This is a genomic window from Leeuwenhoekiella parthenopeia (assembly GCF_020782115.1).
GTDB classification, from domain to species: domain Bacteria; phylum Bacteroidota; class Bacteroidia; order Flavobacteriales; family Flavobacteriaceae; genus Leeuwenhoekiella; species Leeuwenhoekiella parthenopeia.
Genome location: NZ_JAJGMW010000003.1, coordinates 137,168 through 156,508, shown reverse-complemented (window position 1 = coordinate 156,508; position 19,341 = coordinate 137,168). Strand labels below are relative to the sequence as shown.

The following is a 19,341-nucleotide window of genomic DNA, read 5'->3' as shown; positions in this document are numbered from 1 at the left end:
TTTCGCAAAGCGGAAATTATTAAATTAGACCTCGCGGGTTTCAAAAACCTGTGAGGTCTTTTCTTTTGCTTAAATCTACCCAAACAACCACTCGACCACATCATTCATCTTCGCGACTTTCACGATGTTGATGCCGTAGTTGTTTTTCGGAATTTTACAGTATTTAGAAATCATAATCGTACCGAAGCCTAATTTTTCAGCCTCCAGAATGCGTTGCTCTACGCGGGTGACGGGTCTTATTTCTCCTGCAAGTCCGATTTCTGCCGCAAAGCAGATGTCTTTTGCAACAGCAATATCTTCATTGCTTGAAAGAATTGCAGCCACTACGGCCAGGTCAATGGCTGTATCGTCAACCGAAATTCCACCGGTGATATTTAAAAAAACATCTTTCGCCCCAAGTCTGAAACCCGCACGTTTTTCAAGCACCGCGAGAATCATATTGAGCCGCTTGGCATTATAACCCGTTGCGCTGCGCTGCGGCGTGCCGTAGACCGCGGTACTCACCAAAGCCTGTATCTCGATCATCAGCGGGCGCATCCCCTCTAAGGTGGCAGCTATAGCTGTCCCGCTCAATTCCTCATCATTCTTGGAGATCAAAATCTCAGACGGATTAGAGACTTCCCGCAAGCCGCTGCCCTGCATCTCATAAATACCCAATTCATTGGTTGACCCAAAACGGTTTTTGTGCGCTCTTAAAATGCGGTACACGTGATTGCGGTCGCCTTCAAACTGCAGTACGGTATCCACCATATGCTCCAGGATTTTGGGTCCGGCGATGTTTCCGTCTTTGGTAATATGACCGATTAAAATAACCGGAGTAGCGGTTTCTTTGGCAAATTTGATGAGTTCGGTAGTGGTTTCACGTATTTGCAAAATGCTTCCGGCACCGCTCTCAATATAATCGCTGTGCAGGGTTTGAATAGAATCGATAATCACAATATCGGGTTCAATCGCTTCGATCTGTTTAAAGATATTCTGGGTTTTGGTTTCCGTAAGAATAAAACAATTTTCGGCTTCAGCATTGATGCGTTCGGCTCGCATTTTAATCTGCTGGGCACTTTCTTCCCCTGAAACATAAAGCGTTTTATAGGGCAGCATCAACGCAATCTGAAGCATCAGCGTGCTTTTACCAATGCCCGGTTGTCCGCCCAGCAAGGTTAGCGAACCCGGCACGAGGCCGCCGCCGAGTACCCGGTTGAGCTCATTGTTTTTAGTATTAAGCCTGGCGTCCCGTGTGGTGTCAATCTCCTGAATACGCTGGGGTTTGGCTACGCGTTTCGCTGTAGGTGTTTCGGCTTTCCAGCCTGTTTTTTCTGCTTTTTGAACGACTTCTTCTGCTATGGTGTTCCATTCCTTACAGGAGTTGCACTGCCCCTGCCATTTGGCATATTGGGCACCGCAGTTTTGACAGAAAAAGGTAGTTTTTACTTTAGCCATTAATATCCAAAATCATCTTTTATGCGCTGGGCACGCATCATGAGTAAATCTTTATTAATATTCCCCACATCTTTAAGCACCAAGGCACCTTCGTAGGTGCGCATCGCTTTTTTGGGTTCGCCCTGACCTTCAAGTGCTCTTCCCAGATAATACGCGCCCAAAATGGTTTCGGGGTATTCCTTACGGGCCAGTTTGCCCAGGTTTTCAAAGCCTTCCCAGTCTGCATTTTTCTCCAGAGCGGCCGCAATAGCGATAAAGTCATTTACCCGAATCTGATCATTGAGACCAAAGAGATTTTGTACGGTCTCATATTTTTTTATCAGGTATTCATAAGGCGACTCGGTCTTTAAGATTACTTCATTAAACTCCTTTTTGCTTATGGGGCGGTAAACCGAAAACACCTTTTCCAGAGCATTGGGTATGGCTCGTCCTGCGAGCGAATAATGCGAGGCGTTTTCAAAATCGTCAAAATAATAATGAAACTTATCATTCTGTACAGCTTTTAATTCCTGATCAAAGGCCAAAATACGCTCCCGTAAGTCTTCGATATCCTCACTGCCGGTGGCCTGGTAATAAAAGAGCTGACTTTCGGTATTCTGAAAAACAGGCAAAAGGCGGTTAGTCATTTCGGGTGTAAAATCGGGGCTTAATGAGATGTAGGCGTTAAACAGCGGCGGACTTTTCATTAAATAGTAATTGCTAAATGCTGCCGTCACGTCATGGCCCACGACCACATTAAAAGGAGCCAGGCGGTATTGTTTACTGAGCCACGGAAAAAGATCCATTCCTAGAAATTCGAAAAAAGCGGCTCCGGTCTCTGCGGGCAAAAAGTTTTCGTCGCTGTAATAGGTGTCGGCCATACGGTCGGGCTGCATCACACCCACCACAATGGCCTGAGGCATATCTTCCCAGTAACCGTAATAATCTGCACTGCCGGCAACGGGCTCAAATAGATAATCACCGTCAAGTACTAGAATTACGGGATAACTTTTGTCTTTGTTTTGCTCATAATTACGCGGAAGCTGAATTTTTACATTTCGCGGTTCCCGAAGGGAAGAAGAAGGCACGCTTTCGTAAAGCACCTGTGCCTGACTGCTGAATGCCAGAAACAGCAGGAAGTAGGTAATAGTTTTCATTTGAGGTAGATTTTAGGTAGCGTGAATTTAGCGATAAAAACCGAAGCTACCTCTAAAGTTTTGTGGCCGCAGAATTAGCGGTTGCGATTGAGCAAAGGCAAAAGTAAAAAGGACAGGGCGCCAAGAACCACAACCAGCAGGGTCTGAGATCCCCAGATGATCCAGCCAAAGGCCTCTCCGCCTTCTTTGCTGAAACCAAAAAATACAAACAGGGCACCTATGGCAATAGGGTAAACCCCAATCCCGCCGTTGGTCACCGAAATGGAAAACGAACCGATGATAAATGCCGCGAGGATCACGCTAAAAGGTGCCGCTGCGATCTCGGGGATGGTAAATTTAATGATCCAGAACATGGCGACATACATCACCCAAATAAATAGCGTATGCGCTATAAAAGCCCATTTCTGCTTCATTTTTAAAATACTCAGCATGCCTTCAACCAGACCGGCAGCAATGTTTTTTATCCTGAGCAGGATTCCGCTTTTTGCACGTTTGATAAGTCTGAAACCAATGAAAATCATAGCCACGAGAGCGACAAGAACAATTAAGGTGTAGAGTGGGTTTATATTCCGCTCTGCGAAATACTGAAGAAGCAGATCGGTTTGGGATATCAAGGCAATGGCGACTAGCGAAAGCAACATAATAAAGTCTGCCAGACGCTCTGAAATGATGGTGCCAAATGCCTTTTCAAAAGGAACTTCTTCGTAAGTGGTCATCAAAGCCCCTCTAAGCAGTTCGCCGCTACGGGGAATACCCAGATTTGCAAGGTAGGCGGCCATCACGGCCATAAATCTATTGGCAAGTCCTGTCTGGTAACTCATAGGTTCGAGCAGGTATTTCCAGCGGTAGGCACGCGATAAGTGGCTCAAAACCCCAAAAAACAGAGAGAGCAAAACATACCAGGGATTGGCCAGTTTGATATTTTCCCAGAGCGTAGCCCGTTCCTGAGCAGTGGCAGAACTTAAGGAGTAGTAAATAAGAAAAATCCCAATCCCAAGCGGGAGTATGATTTTTAAAAGTTTAATCAGGGATTTTTTACTCAATTTTAAAAGGAAGTCAGGTTATTTAAGCAGGTTTGTTTCTTCGTCAGGAAAAACCAGAGAAGGTTTAAATGCTTTGGCTTCTTCAAGTTCCATGAAAGCATAAACTATAAGAATAAGCGTGTCCCCTTTTGCTACTTTGCGGGCTGCAGCCCCATTGAGGGTAACCTCGCCGCTTTTACGGGGTCCCGGGATGGCGTAGGTTTCCAGACGCTCGCCGTTGGTAACATTTACGATTTGAACGCGCTCCCCTTCAATAATGCCGGCAGCATCCATTAAATCTTCGTCAATCGTAATACTTCCTATATAATGGAGTTCGGCGCCGGTTACTTTGACGCGGTGAATTTTTGACTTTACAACGTTAACTAACATGATGTAAAAATAGGGTTTTTAATTTAGGGCGATATTATCAATAAGGCGTACCTCATCTGCAAAGGCCGCTATAAAAGCGCGGTATTGCTCATCTGCTTTCTTTTCGCTCGCGTGAGCCAGGCTATTGGCATTGGCAATCTCAAAATATTCCAGATTTAAAAGTGCGTGTCCCTTAAATTCATTTTCAACAAAAGCTTCTACTTCGCTCGTGCTTTTGTCGTTAAAAAGGGATTTAGCTTGCATCAGGGTTTTATAGATGAAAGGGGCGGCTTCCCGATGCTGTTTTGAGAGTCTTTGGTTGCGTGAACTTTCGGCCAGGCCGTCATCATGCCTGCTTATGGGACAACCTATTATTTCTACCGGAATTTGTTCCAGCTCCACAAGCTTTTTAATGATTTGTAATTGCTGATAATCTTTTTCGCCAAAAAAAGCCATATCGGGATTAACAATCTCAAAAAGGTATTTCAGGACGGTTGCCACGCCTTCAAAATGACCGGGTCTGAAAGCACCTTCCATAACCGCGTCAAGACCGTCAAAATCAAAATCCAACGCACTCACATTTTCGCCGTATATCGTTGTAGTGCTCGGCGCAAAAACAAGAATGTTGGGATTTATACCTTCTAAAAACGCTAAATCAGCCTGTAAATCGCGCGGATAAGTTTCTAAATCTTTCGGATTATTAAATTGAGTAGGGTTTACAAAGATGCTTACCACGACAAGATCACAGTTTTTCTGGGCGAAATCAAAAAGGCTCGCATGTCCCCGGTGCAGGGCTCCCATGGTAGGTACAAAACCTACTTTGGCTCCTTTTTTTTTGTGATTTGCAACAGCCGCAGAAATTTGCGGTCTATGAGTGTATACGTGCATCCGGACTAATTTAACAGGCGGCAAAATTACTATATTACTGGCAATCTGCATAAATTTTCGTAATTTTGCGTGTTTTTTAGCCGTAACAGAAACTTAGAAGCACATTTATGAAAGATAAGAGGATATTGTACGTATCATCTGAAGTTATACCGTATTTACCAGAGACTGAAATCGCATCCATGTCTTTCGAAGTACCTCAAATGGTAAATAGCAAAGGAGGTCAAATAAGGATTTTTATGCCCAGATACGGCAATATCAATGAGAGACGTCACCAACTTCACGAAGTGATACGTTTGTCCGGAATGAATCTTGTCATAAATGACTTTGACATGCCGCTTATCATTAAAGTCGCCTCAATACCTAAAGAGCGTATTCAGGTTTATTTTATTGATAATGAGGAGTATTTTAAGCGAAAGGCTACGTTTACAGATGAGGATGGAAATTTATTTCCTGATAATGATGAGCGGGCGATATTTTTTGCAAAAGGAGTGGTCGAAACGGTGAAAAAACTAAACTGGGCTCCAGATATCATTCACGTTCACGGCTGGCTGGCATCTTTGCTTCCGTTATACCTGAAGCAGTACTATGCAAGTGAGCCCCTCTTTAAACAAAGCAAGATTGTAACATCGGTTTACAATACAGGTTTTGATGACACGTTAAATGAGCAGCTTATAGATAAGATTGCTTTTGATGGGATCGACAAAGGCGATATTTCAGAATTAGAAAAACCCACTTACGTTAATTTGATGAAAGTAGCGGTTAAAAATTCGGATGCTGCGATTATTGGTTCGGCAAATCTTGATGAGGAGTTGGCCAAGTACTTAAATGTGACAAAAATCCCTGTGCTACCCTTCAAGAAAAAAGAGGAATTTGCCCAGGCTTATGAAGAATTCTACACGACTAAAGTGCTAGATTAAAACAAAAAACGAATGAAATTGAATACCGTGCTGTCGAGAACATTGGGTTCTCTAATGTTTCTTTTTATACTGGTATCTTGTCAGGATGATTTTCAGGAAGTGGGTAATGGCCTTGTAGATGCCTCCAATTTTACCTCCGAAAGTTCAGAATTAGATGTAGTCGCCTATAACCGTCCTTTCTTTAACGGAAGCGGTGTTCAGACTAACGGACTGTCTGCCGGAGCTCTTGGTTTTTATCAGGATACCATTTATGGTAATACCACGGCATCTTATCTTACGCAGGTAGGTTTAACCAGCTATAACCCCAGTTTTGGTGAAAATCCCGTTATAGATACGGTATTAATAGATATTACGTATTACAGTACCTCAAGCATAAATGCAGAAAACGAAACCGAGTATAGCTTAGATTCGGTTTATGGCAACAACCCGATTAAGCTTACGGCTTATCGTTCTAAGTATTTTTTAAGCGAAACAGCTCCGCCGGACTTTACAGAAAGTGCGGTCTATTATTCGAATGACTTACAGCAATTTTCAGGCATTGAAGACAGAATCCTTTTTGAAGTTAATAGTTTAGTTCCTTCTGATGAGGCTGTACCTAATGTTGCTGAAGGATCAACGGGTACTGTAGATACCACTTTGGTGAGTCCGCGCTTGCGCCTCAAATTAACCGATCAGGATACAAAAGATTTTTGGAAACAGGCAATTTTTGATCAGGAAGGAAGTGATGCGCTTTTTAATTCAAACAGTTTCCGAAATTACTTCAGAGGAATTTATCTGAAAGCGGAATCTATAGGAGGTACCGGAAACTACTTTTTGTTTGACCGCGCTAATTCGGGCATTACCATAAAGTATAAATCGGGACCTGATACCGATCGCGAGGAATCTTCAGTTCGAATAAATTTTGAAGGGAATTCCGTTATCGGTTATCAAAATGATTTTAAAGCAGAAGTTGAAGCAGAGGTTGGCACCATTAATACAACCGAAGGCGATGACAACCTGTTGCTAAAAGGAGGTCAGGGCAGTATGGCGGTGATTGAATTGTTTGGGGGTCCTGATTCTGATGACGACGGGATTTCAGACGTATTGGAAACCGAGCGTTCAAAACAGCGCATTATCAGGGAGGCCAATCTCGAATTCTTTGTGAATGACGATTTGATAAACGCGTTTACAAATAATGTCGCAGTACAAATTGCTCCCCGTATTTATATCTATAATCTGGAGACCAATCAGCCATTGGCAGACTATAACGCTGATGCTTCTGTAAGCTCACAGGGAGTAGTTGCGGCAGTAGGCACTTCACATTTGGGTCCCTTGAGAGAACGCGATAATGGCGATAGAAGTTACAGAATACGTATTACCGAACACGTTAAGGGATTACTCAATCCTGATAACGAAAATCCGGCGACCAAACTGGGAATTGTAGTAAGTCAAAATTTGATTTTTACAGGAACCGGAATGATTGAGAATACTACTGATGAAGACCGGCCTAACCGTTTGCCTTTTACTTCAATAATCTCTCAGCAAGGTACAGTGTTGTACGGTACGGGAGCTAATGTGCCTGAGGCACAAAAGCTCAAGCTTAGAATTTTTTATGCTGAAGTTTCAAATCAATAATTTATGTGTGGTATCGTAGGTTACATAGGTCACAGACAGGCGTATCCCATTGTTCTCAAAGGCTTACAGCGTTTAGAGTACCGGGGTTATGATAGTGCAGGTATTGCGATTTATGATGGAGAGCAGATTTCGCTTTGCAAAACCAAAGGTAAAGTTGAAGATCTTAGGAAAAAAGCGGAGCAGGCAGGCATTACCAAAGGGACTTTAGGAATAGGTCACACACGCTGGGCAACTCACGGTGTGCCTAACGACATAAATTCACACCCCCATTATTCAAATTCCGGTGATCTGGTGATTATTCACAACGGAATCATTGAGAATTATGATGCGATTAAAAAAGAACTTACCAAGCGCGGTTACACCTTTACATCAGAAACGGATACCGAAGTTTTAGTAAATCTTATTGAAGACGTTCAGATCAAACAAAACGTAAAGCTGGGTAAAGCTGTACAGATTGCTTTAAATGAAACCGTAGGAGCTTACGCCATCGCTGTTTTTGATAAGAAAAAGCCTAACGAAATTGTGGTTGCCCGTTTAGGGAGTCCGCTTGCTATTGGCATTGGCGAAGATGAGTTTTTCATCGCCTCAGATGCCTCTCCTTTCATTGAATATACCCAAAATGCGCTGTATCTTGAAGATGGCGAGATGGCTGTTGTACGCCGGGGTCGTGAGGTTAAGGTATTTAATATTCAGGATGATGCGTTGGTGAGCCAGCCGTATATTCAGGAGCTAAAACTCAATCTGGAGCAGATAGAAAAAGGCGGTTATCCGCATTTCATGCTCAAGGAAATTTACGAGCAGCCGCAGGCCATACGCGATACCTTTAGAGGGCGTATGCGCGAGCACAAAGGCATTATCAAAATGGCCGGTGTTGACGATCATATCGATAAATTTTTAAATGCAAAACGTCTGGTTATTCTGGCTTGTGGTACATCCTGGCATGCCGGTCTGGTTGCAGAATACATTATTGAAGAGCTGGTGCGTGTTCCGGTTGAGGTAGAATATGCTTCAGAGTTTAGATACCGCAATCCGGTAATTGAGAAAGACGATGTGGTTATAGCAATCTCCCAAAGCGGAGAAACTGCAGACACCATGGCGGCAATGAAACTGGCCAAAGAGCACGGAGCTTTTGTGTTTGGAGTGTGTAATGTTGTGGGATCTTCGATTTCCAGAGAAGCACACGCGGGCGCTTATACCCACGCAGGGCCTGAAATTGGTGTGGCTTCGACCAAAGCTTTCACCACACAAATTACAGTTCTAACCCTTTTGGGACTGAAAATCGCTAAAGCAAAAGGCAAAATTTCTACTTCCGACTTTCATATGCATCTCGAAGAATTGCGTTTGATTCCTGAAAAAGTAGAAGAAGCGCTGAAGAATAACGAGCACGTCAGGAAGATAGCCGAGGTTTACAAAGATGCTTCCAACTGCCTGTATCTGGGACGTGGATTTAATTTCCCGGTGGCACTGGAAGGAGCGTTGAAGCTTAAAGAAATTTCCTATATACACGCAGAAGGTTACCCGGCTGCCGAAATGAAGCACGGTCCTATTGCGCTTATTGACGAACAGATGCCGGTGGTGGTGATTGCAACCCGTCGCGGGCATTACGATAAGATTGTAAGTAACATTCAGGAGATCAAAAGCCGAAAAGGTAAAATTATCGCGATTGTGACCAAGGGAGACGTGACGGTAAAGGAATTGGCAGATCATGTGATCGAAGTTCCCGAAGTGATGGACTCGATGTCACCGCTGCTTACCACAATACCATTGCAGTTACTGTCTTATCACATTGCAGTAATGCTAGGTAAAAATGTTGACCAGCCACGTAACCTGGCCAAGTCGGTCACGGTTGAGTAAAAGGCCTCATTTAGAATACGGAAGACCATCAGTGATGGTCTTTTTTTAGTTTGGGAGGCAGGTTTTGAGGGTCAACATTTTTGGCTTATAAATTCACTAAAAGTCTTTTAGGTTTTTAAAGATTAAAAACTATCTTTGCACGACGAAAAAAAGCAGATTAATTTTTATGAATTTCATTTTTTTCGGCTACATATTTCGCTAAACATTAAATAGTTAAGAATGTCAAAAGTTACAGGTAAAGTTGCCCAAATTATAGGCCCTGTTGTAGATGTAGAGTTTGCAAATAATGCAGATCTCCCTAAAATTTATGATTCGCTTGAAATTACTAAAGCAGACGGAAGCCTTTTGGTTCTTGAAGTACAGTCTCACGTGGGTGAAAGCACAGTAAGAACCATCGCGATGGATTCTGCTGATGGTTTGAGCAGAGGTACAGAGGTTGTTTCTACCGGATCGCCTATTCAAATGCCTATTGGTGATGAGGTTTACGGTCGTCTATTTAATGTAATTGGTGATGCTATTGACGGTATAGGTAACCTTCCTAAAACAGGAAAAAATGGTCTTCCTATTCACCGCGAGGCTCCAAAATTTGAAGATTTATCGACTTCTACAGAAGTTTTATTTACAGGTATCAAAGTAATCGACCTGATTGAGCCTTACGCAAAAGGGGGTAAAATTGGTCTGTTTGGTGGTGCTGGTGTTGGTAAAACCGTATTGATCCAGGAGTTGATTAACAATATCGCAAAAGGTCACGGTGGTCTTTCTGTATTTGCCGGTGTAGGTGAGCGTACCCGTGAGGGTAATGACCTGCTTCGTGAGATGCTAGAGTCTGGTATTATCAAATACGGTAAAGACTTTATGCATTCTATGGAAGAAGGCGGATGGGATCTTTCTAAAGTAGATAAAGCGGTTATGAAAGAGTCTAAGGCTACTTTCGTATTCGGTCAGATGAACGAACCACCCGGAGCACGTGCTCGTGTGGCGCTTTCCGGTCTTACTATTGCTGAGTACTTCCGTGATGGGGCAGGAGATGCTCAAGGTAAAGACGTACTGTTCTTCGTAGATAACATTTTCCGTTTTACTCAGGCAGGTTCTGAGGTATCGGCACTTCTAGGTCGTATGCCTTCTGCTGTAGGTTATCAGCCTACACTTGCAACCGAAATGGGTGCGATGCAGGAACGTATTACATCAACTAAAAAAGGTTCTATTACATCGGTACAGGCAGTTTATGTACCTGCGGATGACCTTACTGACCCGGCACCGGCTACAACCTTTGCCCACCTTGATGCGACTACCGTACTTTCACGTAAGATTGCTGAGCTTGGTATTTATCCTGCGGTAGATCCGCTGGATTCTACTTCACGTATTCTTACAGCAGATATTTTAGGTAAAGAACATTACGATTGTGCTCAGCGCGTAAAAGAGCTGTTACAGCGTTATAAAGAATTACAGGATATTATCGCGATTCTTGGTATGGAAGAACTTTCTGAGGAAGATAAGCTTGCGGTAAGCCGTGCACGTCGTGTACAACGTTTCTTATCTCAGCCGTTCCACGTAGCAGAGCAGTTTACCGGTATCCCCGGAGTTTTGGTTGATATTAAAGAAACCATCAAAGGCTTTAATATGATTATGGATGGTGAGCTTGATCACCTTCCTGAAGCTGCCTTCAACCTTAAAGGTACCATTGAAGAAGCTATCGAGGCCGGAGAGAAAATGCTTGCGGAAGCGTAAATCGAACTATTGATTTCATTTCCGCGAAGGCGGAAATCTAATCAGTTATTTTGAATAGTTTTCCGCCTGCGCGGAAAAGAAAAAGAAGGATAATTTTATGTATTTAGAAATAGTAAGTCCCGAAGCAACTTTGTACAGTGGTGAGGCTACTTCAGTAACCGTTCCCGGTACTGACGGAGCGTTTCAACTCCTCGACAATCACGCAGCCATCGTATCGCTTTTAGAAGAAGGTATTGTGAAAGTAAAAGGAGCCAAGCTTTCTGATAAGGCGAGAAAACACTTTTCTGCCGGAAAAGAAGCCGATGAAATCACCTTAGCGATCAAATCGGGTACTGTTGAGATGAAAGATAATAAAGTAATTGTTTTGGCAGATTAAGCTGAAATAATCTAAAAATAGAAAAGCGCTTAGTTCATTTGAATTAAGCGCTTTTTTTTGCAATGCCAAACTGGATTAATACCACACGAGGCTTCCCTCAAACATGATAATTTGCTTTTAAGAAATACTTTTTGGACTTGTCCTTGGGAAGTTTATTTTTACTAAATGCAGGTGTCATAATTTAAAATAGTCAGGCAATACGACCCCTCGTGGGGAGTCAAAATTGCTGCTGCTATCTTCATTACGATAGGTTTATTACTCCTTTATTTTCTGGTTTTATCCTTTATTGACAAAAGTATTAATTGGGCTGATTACTTTGGTTTTTCCCGCTGGAACAAAGGTTTTGAGGCTGTTTTCTTCTTCTTTTTTATCTTCCTACAGTTTGGTTTTAATTTGGCTAAGCGAAATAGAGTGATATTTGATTTAGAAAAAAAGCGTTACAAAATCGAAGAGTTTGTTGGACCTATTCATTGGGGAGATTGGGAATCCTTTTCAAATCTGAAACGTGTAGGTATTTTTAAGAATAACCACGATTTCTACGAACTGAATATTTGGTTCTTAAATAACAAACATTTTACGTTTGACGTCTTTACTGAATATGAAGATGTTTTAGCTGAAGCTCACTACGTTGCTGAAGTATTAGAACTCCAAATTATGGATGCCTCAGACCCTCGCAATCCTAGAATTTTGGACACTATTCAAGAATAAGTTTACCAGTTGGACTTTAGCCACGCCTCTCTGGATTTTACAGCATCCTTGTTAGCTTTTTCATCCAGAACTATAGAATAGGTGGGGTCAGCGCTGAGTCGTGCGCTGGTCTTCAATTCCTCACCAAAACGCATAAAGGTAATCTCTAGCATTCCATCAATCTTTTTGGCGCTTAAAATCGAGTCAAAAGCTTCTTTAGAGGTCATCGCGATACCATCAACAGCAGTAATCACATCGCCTTTATCGAGCTCCGCTTCATAAGCCGGACTGCCTTTAAAGGTGTTTCTTGCGATCTCGAGGCCATTAGAAGTTTCAGCAAATGTAGCGCCGAAATAGGGCTTCTCTGTTGCTCTAGAAAGTTTAAGCCCTACAGAAGCAAGCAGGTTTTCATAATCGGGCATCTTGCTGTTGTAGATGTAGTTGCTGAAAAAGTTTTGGGCGAAAGCATTCCCGGCATAATCAGCCAGGCTGGTTTCAATATCTTCAACCGTATAGGCTACTTCGGTTTTACCGAAACGCTTCCACATCAATTGCATAAAGTCATCCAGATTAAGGCTCTTTTCGCGTAAGCTTAAATCCAGAGCCAGACCTAAAACGCTTCCGTAGGAATAATACGAGATAAACATATTCTCCCGGTTAACCGGATCTACCGAGGTTGCCGCATCTACAAACGGCGCCTGATTACTCATTTCAATAGGGTTGAAGTATTGAAGCGCAGGCGAATTCCATACGTAATTAAAGCTGCCGTTAAGGCTTTTCACGTAGTCTTCGGCACTGATGATTCCGGCACGCTCCAGGATCAAATTGGTGTAATAGCTTGTAAAACCTTCAGCAAACCAGAGACTGTTGCTCATATTGGCTTTATCAAAATGAAAAGGCTCTAAGTCTGCGGGGCGAATGCGCTCCACATTCCAGCTGTGGAAATATTCGTGCGAAACGGTACCGATATTTCCGGTCATTCCACCATTGGCGAGGGTTTCGGTATCGGTTAGAATGGTGCTGTTGCGATGCTCCATCCCGTCACCGGAAACATTCGGCATATAGCAGGCGAGAAACGTATAAGTGTCGTAATCGTAGTTAGGCAATTCGCCAAAAACGGCTTCTTCCTGCAACACAATTTTCTGAACCTTATCCCAGTACTCATCAAACTCGGCTTCAGTACCCGGGTCGTGCAATACGAATTTTACCGTTTGTCCGGCCACCTCAAATTCCCGCTCTTTAAAGTTGCTTATTTCGGTGGGGCTGTCCATAAAATAATACAGATTGGGCGCGTAAAACGTAGTGCCTTCCTCGTGTTTAAGCTGGGTGGCCACCTTCCAGTCCAGATCTTTTCGGGCGTTGAATGTGATTTTGATGGGACGTTCCTTTAAGTCTTCGGCATACATAAAAGTTGCCGGCATATTCAGGTGGGCGTGGGTACCGTCTATCTGAGAATAGGTGCCGCCGCCGCGGTTTGCAAACAAGGTATATTCCACATTAATGGTTCCGTCTGTGTTATTGATGATCCAGCTATAGGGATCGTCGCGTTTGACTTCAAGCGGTTCTCCGGTTCCGTTTGTGGCTTTTAGACCGTAAACATTTTTGGCGAACTCGTGAATCGCATAGCGCCCCGGAGAAGACCGGCTCATCCTCACGCGCAGGGTATTTGATTTAACATGCGGAAAAGTCACCTGCACCACAGCTTCGTGATGCACGGCGTTGTCAAAAGAGATTTCGTAAAAATTGGTTTGAGCCTGAAGAGCAAGGCTTAAAAACAGGAAGGCAATCCAGAGTTTCATAAAAATGTATTTACGCTAAAAATACTCAAACAAATACAAATCGCTGCTGAAACCCGGGCTGTTTCTATTCCCCTCCTTCGGAGGAATTAGAGGAGGAAAAAGCCAAAATATCCCCCGGCTGGCAGTCTAAAGCTTCACAAATCGCTTCCAGAGTTGAAAACCGTACGGCTTTGGCCTTGCCCGACTTGAGGATCGAAAGATTGGCTTCGGTGATGCCTACAATTTCCGCCAGCTCTTTGCTTTTCATATTTCGGTCTGCCAATACCTGATCTAAATTGATGATGATGGGCATAGTCTAAATGGTAAGATCGCTTTCCAACTTCAATTTATTACCTTCTTTGAAGATTTCGCTAAGCACTAATGCAATTAGAGCTATTATATAGAAAGTCAAATTCAAGCTAATTCTGGTCAACTTGAATTGAGTTTCGAAGTCATAATAGTCGTAGGACGAGATTATACCTATAATAAAACAATAAATTCCTATTCTTTTAAAAGCGAAAGCATTAATCTTTTCAAAAGTTTTTCGGTTTTTTACGGAAGCAATAACTTTTCCAAACAACCGTAATGATATAAAAATCAATGAAGCACTTACTGTGAATTTTAAATAATTAAAATAAAGTGATAAAGTTGAAAAGTTTAGAAAATTTGGCTTTTGTTGACTTACAGTTTTTGAATTCTGTGAATAATCTATTTTAGATTCAAGTGATATTATAGAATTACTGCTTCCTTTATCCATAAAATTCCAGTTTTGATAAGCTGATTTGTCTATTTGAAAATGAATAAAAAATACGGTAAACATAATAATGGTAACTAGTATTACAGCATTTATCAATTTACAAATAAAGTAGGCAATAGTTAGAAGCGTGTTTTTTTTCATATCAATGGTTTTATACGGTTAAATCATTTTCTTCTTTAAGCTTTAAAGCTCTGGCAAAAGCATCGCTTAGCAGCAAGAACAATACGCCTACAATGAGTAAGAACAGGAGTAGACTCAAATTTGAAGTTCTAAAAGGCACGCTGATTTTACCCTCATAGGAAAATAGCGCATTCAGACCTATAAAAATTATAGAGCCCAGAGCGCAGGCGGTAAAGAAGGTTCCGGTTTTGTGGGTGCGTTTGACCACTTCCTGCGAAAACAACCTGTTTTTAAGCAACAAACCGGCAAACTTGCGCAGTTGATAAAGTCCGGCAAAAAATAACAGGAACAGGGCGAAAAATCCCATACTAAACAACAAGGCCTTACCGCTAAACCCATTTTCGGCGTAGGGTATGTTTAGGTTAATTATCGTCTGTTCCGGGAACATCAACACATACAGGATGGTTCCCGGAAAGAATACCACAATCGGTACCATCAGGTAAAATACCAGATCGATAAGGCGCTTAAAGAAGGTGTTTAGGTTCATAGTTTTAATAATGGGTTACACCAATACTGATTTCATCTGCAATAAAAGCCATCGCTCCCAAAATAATCACTAGCGAAACAGCGAGAACAAGTAATAGTTTTTTCGTTTTCATAATTTAAATATTATCGTTTTACGATAACAAATATAAACTAATTATTGAAAAACAATAATTTTTTATAAAAAATTCGTGGGGTTTTGAACATCCCCTCCAAAAGAGCCCGACTAAAAAAGCAATATCTAAGATGTCAAACTGCCCCGAAGTTTCGGGGTCGAAGTTTTAAAATACCGGTAACTAAATAGTCTTCGACAGGCTCAGACTGACAATGAATAACTAATCAGCTTTTTCAACAACTTCATATAGACCTCACAGGTTTCAAAAACCTGTGAGGTCTATAGTGAGGTCTACAAAAGAGCTGTCGAGCGCATTTTCTCCCCTCCTTTGGAGGGGCCGAGGGAGGAATGTATCTTTGTGCGATGCTACCCAAAAAACTACAGGATAAACTCAAGCTGCGAAGTGAAGCGAATGCTTTACGCAGTTTAAGCTCCCCTCCGGAGGGGTTGGGGGAGGCCATAGATTTTTCTTCAAACGACTATCTGGGCTTCGCTAAAAACGAAGCGATTTTCGCACGCGCCGGCGAAATTCTTAACGAACATAACCTGGAGTACAACGGGGCAACCGGATCGCGTTTGCTTTCGGGGAATCATAAACTCTACGAACTGACCGAAAACTGTATTGCTCAAACGCATCAGGTTGAGGCGGCTTTGATTTTTAATTCGGGGTACGATGCCAATGTGGGTTTTTTCAGCAGTGTGCCCCAGCGCGGTGATGTGATTTTTTATGACGAATTTATTCACGCCAGCATCCGCGACGGTATTCAAATGAGTCACGCAAAAGCTTATAAATTCAGACACAACGATCTCGCAGATTTGGAGTCAAAACTGTCACTTCGAGTGTGTCACACTGAGTCTGTCGAAGTGCAGTCAAGAAGTCGAGTGTGCCACACTGAGCCTGTCGAAGTGGAGCCGGTAAGGGAAGATGGGCCGGTCATCTACATCGTCACCGAATCGGTTTTTTCTATGGATGGGGATAGTCCCGATCTTAATGCAATGGCAGCTTTAAGTGAAAAGTATAAGGCTTATTTTGTGGTTGATGAGGCCCATGCGCTGGGAGTTTTTAATACAGGATTGATAGATAAATTGGGTCTCGGGCACCGAGTTGCGAGGCTGGTAACCTTTGGAAAAGCGTTGGGTTGCCACGGGGCGGCGATTTTGGGCTCTGCCCAACTCAAATCTTACCTGGTCAATTTCGCCCGAAGTCTGATTTACACTACAGGCCTTCCGCCACATTCGGTTGCGACTATTTTAGCAGCTTACCAACACGTAGCGCGCGAAGGAAAAAAACCAAATTCCGCTTTAAAAAACCTGCGTAAAAACATCGAATACTTCCGGGAGGAGATCAAAAAACAGCATCTTCAGGCCTATTTTATCACTAGTGATTCGGCTATTCAGTCGGCAATTATCGCAGGGAATAATCGGGTTAAGGCCATTTCGCGAAAGCTTAAAGAAGAAGGTTTTGATGTGAAAGCCATTCTTTCGCCCACAGTTCCTTTAGGGCAGGAGCGCCTGCGTTTTTGTTTACACAGCTACAATTCGCAAATCGAAATACAAACCGTGCTTGAGCTTCTGGCAAATTTCCTCAAAAACTTACCGGCTGCCGATGCCGATTGAAGCCGTTGCATTGTACTTTTGCAACTATGAAATCGGAACTCAAAGTAATCGCGCAGTTTACCTATTCTACCGAAGCGCAAATCATCAAAGGCAGGTTGGAGGCAGACGGGATCGAAGCTTTTTTACAGGATGAGTACACCATTGATACCGACCCTTTGATCAGCAATGCGATAGGAGGTGTGAAACTGGCCGTCTGGACCGAAGATGTGCTGCGGGCTAAAACCATTTTAGAAAGCGTTGCCGAATATTCTGTTGATGATGAAGGTAAAGCCCTGCATTGCCCGCAGTGTAACAGTACGCAGGTGAAGTATTACACTACGGTCAACAGTTTTAAGGCTTTCGCCTCGTTTTTGGTGACGTTGCTTGTTTCGGTTTTGCCAATCTATACCAAGTATGAATACCGTTGTGAAAACTGTAAAAATCAATTCAATTTAAATGGCTAAACACACGTATTTTATCACCGGAATTTCGACCGAAGTAGGCAAAACAGTAGCCTCGGCCATTGTAACTGAAGCTTTGGAAGCTGATTACTGGAAACCCATTCAGGCAGGTGATCTGGAGCATTCAGACACACATAAGGTTAAAGATTTCGTTTCTAACACAAAGACGCAGTTTCACCCCAATGCCTTTAGTCTGAATACGCCTATGAGTCCGCACGCCGCGGCCGAAATCGACGGAGTGCACATCAAAGCCGCGGAAATCAAAAGGCCAAAAACCAAAAATCATCTGGTAATAGAAGGAGCAGGCGGTTTATTGGTTCCTATAAACGATACAGAAACCATTCTCGATTTGATCGATGCCGAAGACCGTGTGATTGTGGTTTCGCGGCATTATTTGGGCAGTATTAACCATACCCTGCTCACGATTGATAAGCTGAAACAGGCCGGGAAAACAGTATTTGGAATCCTTTTTAGCGGAGCTGAACATCCCACCACCGAGGCAGTCATCAAAAAGATGAGCGGCGTTCCGGTTCTGGGTCGCATTGATGAAGAGCCTTATTTTGACCGAATGGTGGTTAAAGAATATGCTGATTCTTTGAAAGACAGTTTGCAGTAGGCAATAGCAGTGTGCAGGCTTGTACAAATTTTTAAATTTTAAACTTTGAGTTTTGAATCTAACTAAACGCGACCAAAAACACATTTGGCACCCGCTTACCCAGCATAAATTGCACCCGGAAGCTAAGCCTATTATACGTGCAAAAGGTGCTTTATTGTACGATGAGGAGGGCAAGGATTATGTAGATGCGATTTCTTCCTGGTACACGGCGATGTACGGGCACTGCAATGATTTTATTATTGAGCGCGCGCACAAACAAATGCAGCAGCTCGACCAGATTATTTTTAGCGGATTTACGCACGAGCCGGCGGTTGAACTGTCTGAAAAACTGATGGCCATTTTGCCGGGAAATCAGCAAAAGCTGATGTTTAACGACAACGGTTCTACCGCTACCGAGATCGGGATTAAAATGGCTTTGCAGTACCATCACAACAAGGGGCAGAATCGCAAAACGCTTTTAGCCTTTGAAGAAGGTTTTCACGGCGATACACTGGGTGCGATGTCTGTGAGCGGACTCTCGGTTTATAACGGTCCGTTTGAGGAGTTTTTTATTGATGTAAAGCGCATTCCATTGCCTGACGGCGAAAACATTCCGCAAATTTTGAAAGCTATTGAAGACTTTCATGAGGAAAGTCCGCTGGCGGGATTTATCTATGAGCCTTTGGTACAGGGCGCCGCCGGAATGAAAATGTATAAGGCTCAACATCTGGAGCCTATACTTGAAAAATGCAAAGAGCTTGGCATCATTACGATTGCCGATGAGGTGATGACTGGCTTTGGGAAAACCGGAAGCTTTTTTGCGTCAGACCACGTCGCCATAAAACCTGATGTGATGTGTCTTTCCAAAGCGCTTACTGCCGGACTTGTTCCTATGGGAATTACTACCTGCACGCAGGAAATTTACAATGCATTTTACGATGATGATTTGGGTAAAGGCTTGTTCCATGCACACACCTATTCGGCAAATCCTATCGCCTGCGCAACGGCCATTGCGGGTATCGAATTGTTACAATCAGACGAAATACAAAAGAATATCAAGGCGATAACCGGTTGGCATCAGGAATTTGCCCGTGATCTCGAAGGGCATCCCAAAGTGCGGGTTACCCGTCAGCAGGGTATTATTTTCGCTTTAGAATTAAATGTGGAAATGGAGCGGTATGGCAATCTGCGTTACCAGATTTATGAGTTTTGTATGGCCGAAGGTGTGTATTTACGCCCTCTGGGTGCGACCATTTATATCCTGGCTCCCTATATTACCACCCGAGAGCAGATGGATCGGGTTTATGCTGCGATTAGGAAGGTGTTGGATAGGTTTTAAACCTATGCA

Annotated in this window: 19 protein-coding genes; 10 read left to right on the top strand and 9 right to left on the bottom strand. The window is 43.0% G+C overall.

Features of this window, described 5'->3' with window-relative positions; translation table 11 throughout:
• Positions 1-75: 75 nt before the first annotated feature.
• The 5 genes from radA to panC all read right to left on the bottom strand — a co-directional run bounded on the left by radA (position 76) and on the right by panC (position 4,852).
• A complete protein-coding gene (radA, locus tag LLW17_RS03430) occupies positions 76-1,437 on the bottom strand; it encodes a DNA repair protein RadA (RefSeq protein WP_228228867.1) in 1,362 nt (453 codons plus the stop codon).
• Positions 1,437-2,573, bottom strand: coding sequence for an alpha/beta hydrolase (locus tag LLW17_RS03425; RefSeq protein WP_228228866.1), 1,137 nt, complete (start codon positions 2,571-2,573; stop codon positions 1,437-1,439). The genes radA and LLW17_RS03425 overlap by 1 nt, the downstream gene beginning before the upstream one ends.
• A gap of 74 nt (positions 2,574-2,647) precedes the next feature.
• Entirely contained in the window at positions 2,648-3,616 is a 969-nt protein-coding gene (locus tag LLW17_RS03420; RefSeq protein ID WP_228228865.1) for a lysylphosphatidylglycerol synthase transmembrane domain-containing protein, read from the bottom strand.
• An 18-nt stretch (positions 3,617-3,634) separates the two neighbouring features.
• Positions 3,635-3,985, bottom strand: a complete 351-nt coding sequence (gene panD, locus LLW17_RS03415) for an aspartate 1-decarboxylase (protein WP_228228864.1) — start codon at positions 3,983-3,985, stop codon at positions 3,635-3,637.
• An 18-nt stretch (positions 3,986-4,003) separates the two neighbouring features.
• On the bottom strand, positions 4,004-4,852 hold the full coding sequence (gene panC / locus LLW17_RS03410) for a pantoate--beta-alanine ligase (RefSeq protein ID WP_228228863.1): 849 nt from the start codon (positions 4,850-4,852) through the stop codon (positions 4,004-4,006).
• A gap of 107 nt (positions 4,853-4,959) precedes the next feature.
• Between panC and LLW17_RS03405 the strand changes: the two genes are divergently transcribed.
• From LLW17_RS03405 to LLW17_RS03380, 6 genes are all read left to right on the top strand, one after another.
• Positions 4,960-5,769, top strand: a complete 810-nt coding sequence (locus tag LLW17_RS03405) for a glycogen/starch synthase (protein WP_228228862.1) — start codon at positions 4,960-4,962, stop codon at positions 5,767-5,769.
• A 12-nt stretch (positions 5,770-5,781) separates the two neighbouring features.
• Positions 5,782-7,383 (top strand): BamH family beta-barrel-assembly machinery protein, encoded by a 1,602-nt coding sequence (gene bamH, locus LLW17_RS03400; RefSeq protein ID WP_228228861.1) that lies wholly within the window; start codon positions 5,782-5,784, stop codon positions 7,381-7,383.
• A 3-nt stretch (positions 7,384-7,386) separates the two neighbouring features.
• Positions 7,387-9,237 carry a glutamine--fructose-6-phosphate transaminase (isomerizing) gene (glmS, locus tag LLW17_RS03395; RefSeq protein ID WP_228228860.1) on the top strand — a complete coding sequence of 617 codons (1,851 nt, stop codon included), beginning with the start codon at positions 7,387-7,389 and terminating at the stop codon, positions 9,235-9,237.
• Between the two features lie 219 nt (positions 9,238-9,456).
• Complete coding sequence (atpD, locus tag LLW17_RS03390) at positions 9,457-10,965, top strand: F0F1 ATP synthase subunit beta (RefSeq protein WP_228228859.1); 1,509 nt, start codon at positions 9,457-9,459, stop codon at positions 10,963-10,965.
• A 97-nt stretch (positions 10,966-11,062) separates the two neighbouring features.
• A complete protein-coding gene (locus LLW17_RS03385) occupies positions 11,063-11,341 on the top strand; it encodes a F0F1 ATP synthase subunit delta/epsilon (protein ID WP_228228858.1) in 279 nt (92 codons plus the stop codon).
• A gap of 411 nt (positions 11,342-11,752) precedes the next feature.
• Positions 11,753-12,049: a hypothetical protein gene (locus LLW17_RS03380; RefSeq protein WP_228228857.1), complete on the top strand. Its 297-nt coding sequence runs from the start codon at positions 11,753-11,755 to the stop codon at positions 12,047-12,049.
• Positions 12,050-12,051: 2 nt separating this feature from the next.
• Here the strand turns inward: LLW17_RS03380 and LLW17_RS03375 are convergent, their stop codons facing one another.
• From LLW17_RS03375 to LLW17_RS03360, 4 genes are all read right to left on the bottom strand, one after another.
• Entirely contained in the window at positions 12,052-13,827 is a 1,776-nt protein-coding gene (locus tag LLW17_RS03375) for a M61 family metallopeptidase (RefSeq protein WP_228228856.1), read from the bottom strand.
• Positions 13,828-13,891: 64 nt separating this feature from the next.
• The gene (locus tag LLW17_RS03370; RefSeq protein WP_228228855.1) at positions 13,892-14,119 is read right to left on the bottom strand and encodes a helix-turn-helix domain-containing protein; all 228 of its coding nucleotides are present in this window, start codon (positions 14,117-14,119) and stop codon (positions 13,892-13,894) included.
• A gap of 3 nt (positions 14,120-14,122) precedes the next feature.
• Positions 14,123-14,704, bottom strand: a complete 582-nt coding sequence (locus LLW17_RS03365; RefSeq protein WP_228228854.1) for a DUF2975 domain-containing protein — start codon at positions 14,702-14,704, stop codon at positions 14,123-14,125.
• Positions 14,705-14,714: 10 nt separating this feature from the next.
• The gene (locus tag LLW17_RS03360) at positions 14,715-15,230 is read right to left on the bottom strand and encodes a DUF2975 domain-containing protein (RefSeq protein ID WP_228228853.1); all 516 of its coding nucleotides are present in this window, start codon (positions 15,228-15,230) and stop codon (positions 14,715-14,717) included.
• Between the two features lie 474 nt (positions 15,231-15,704).
• Between LLW17_RS03360 and LLW17_RS03355 the strand changes: the two genes are divergently transcribed.
• From LLW17_RS03355 to bioA, 4 genes are read left to right on the top strand one after another with little or no spacing between them, the layout of a single operon-like run.
• Complete coding sequence (locus LLW17_RS03355; RefSeq protein ID WP_228228852.1) at positions 15,705-16,958, top strand: aminotransferase class I/II-fold pyridoxal phosphate-dependent enzyme; 1,254 nt, start codon at positions 15,705-15,707, stop codon at positions 16,956-16,958.
• Between the two features lie 26 nt (positions 16,959-16,984).
• A complete protein-coding gene (locus LLW17_RS03350; protein ID WP_228228851.1) occupies positions 16,985-17,401 on the top strand; it encodes a putative signal transducing protein in 417 nt (138 codons plus the stop codon).
• Positions 17,394-18,014: a dethiobiotin synthase gene (gene bioD / locus LLW17_RS03345; protein ID WP_228228850.1), complete on the top strand. Its 621-nt coding sequence runs from the start codon at positions 17,394-17,396 to the stop codon at positions 18,012-18,014. The genes LLW17_RS03350 and bioD overlap by 8 nt, the downstream gene beginning before the upstream one ends.
• A 52-nt stretch (positions 18,015-18,066) precedes the next feature.
• Positions 18,067-19,332, top strand: coding sequence for an adenosylmethionine--8-amino-7-oxononanoate transaminase (gene bioA / locus LLW17_RS03340; protein ID WP_228228849.1), 1,266 nt, complete (start codon positions 18,067-18,069; stop codon positions 19,330-19,332).
• Positions 19,333-19,341 lie beyond the last annotated feature (9 nt).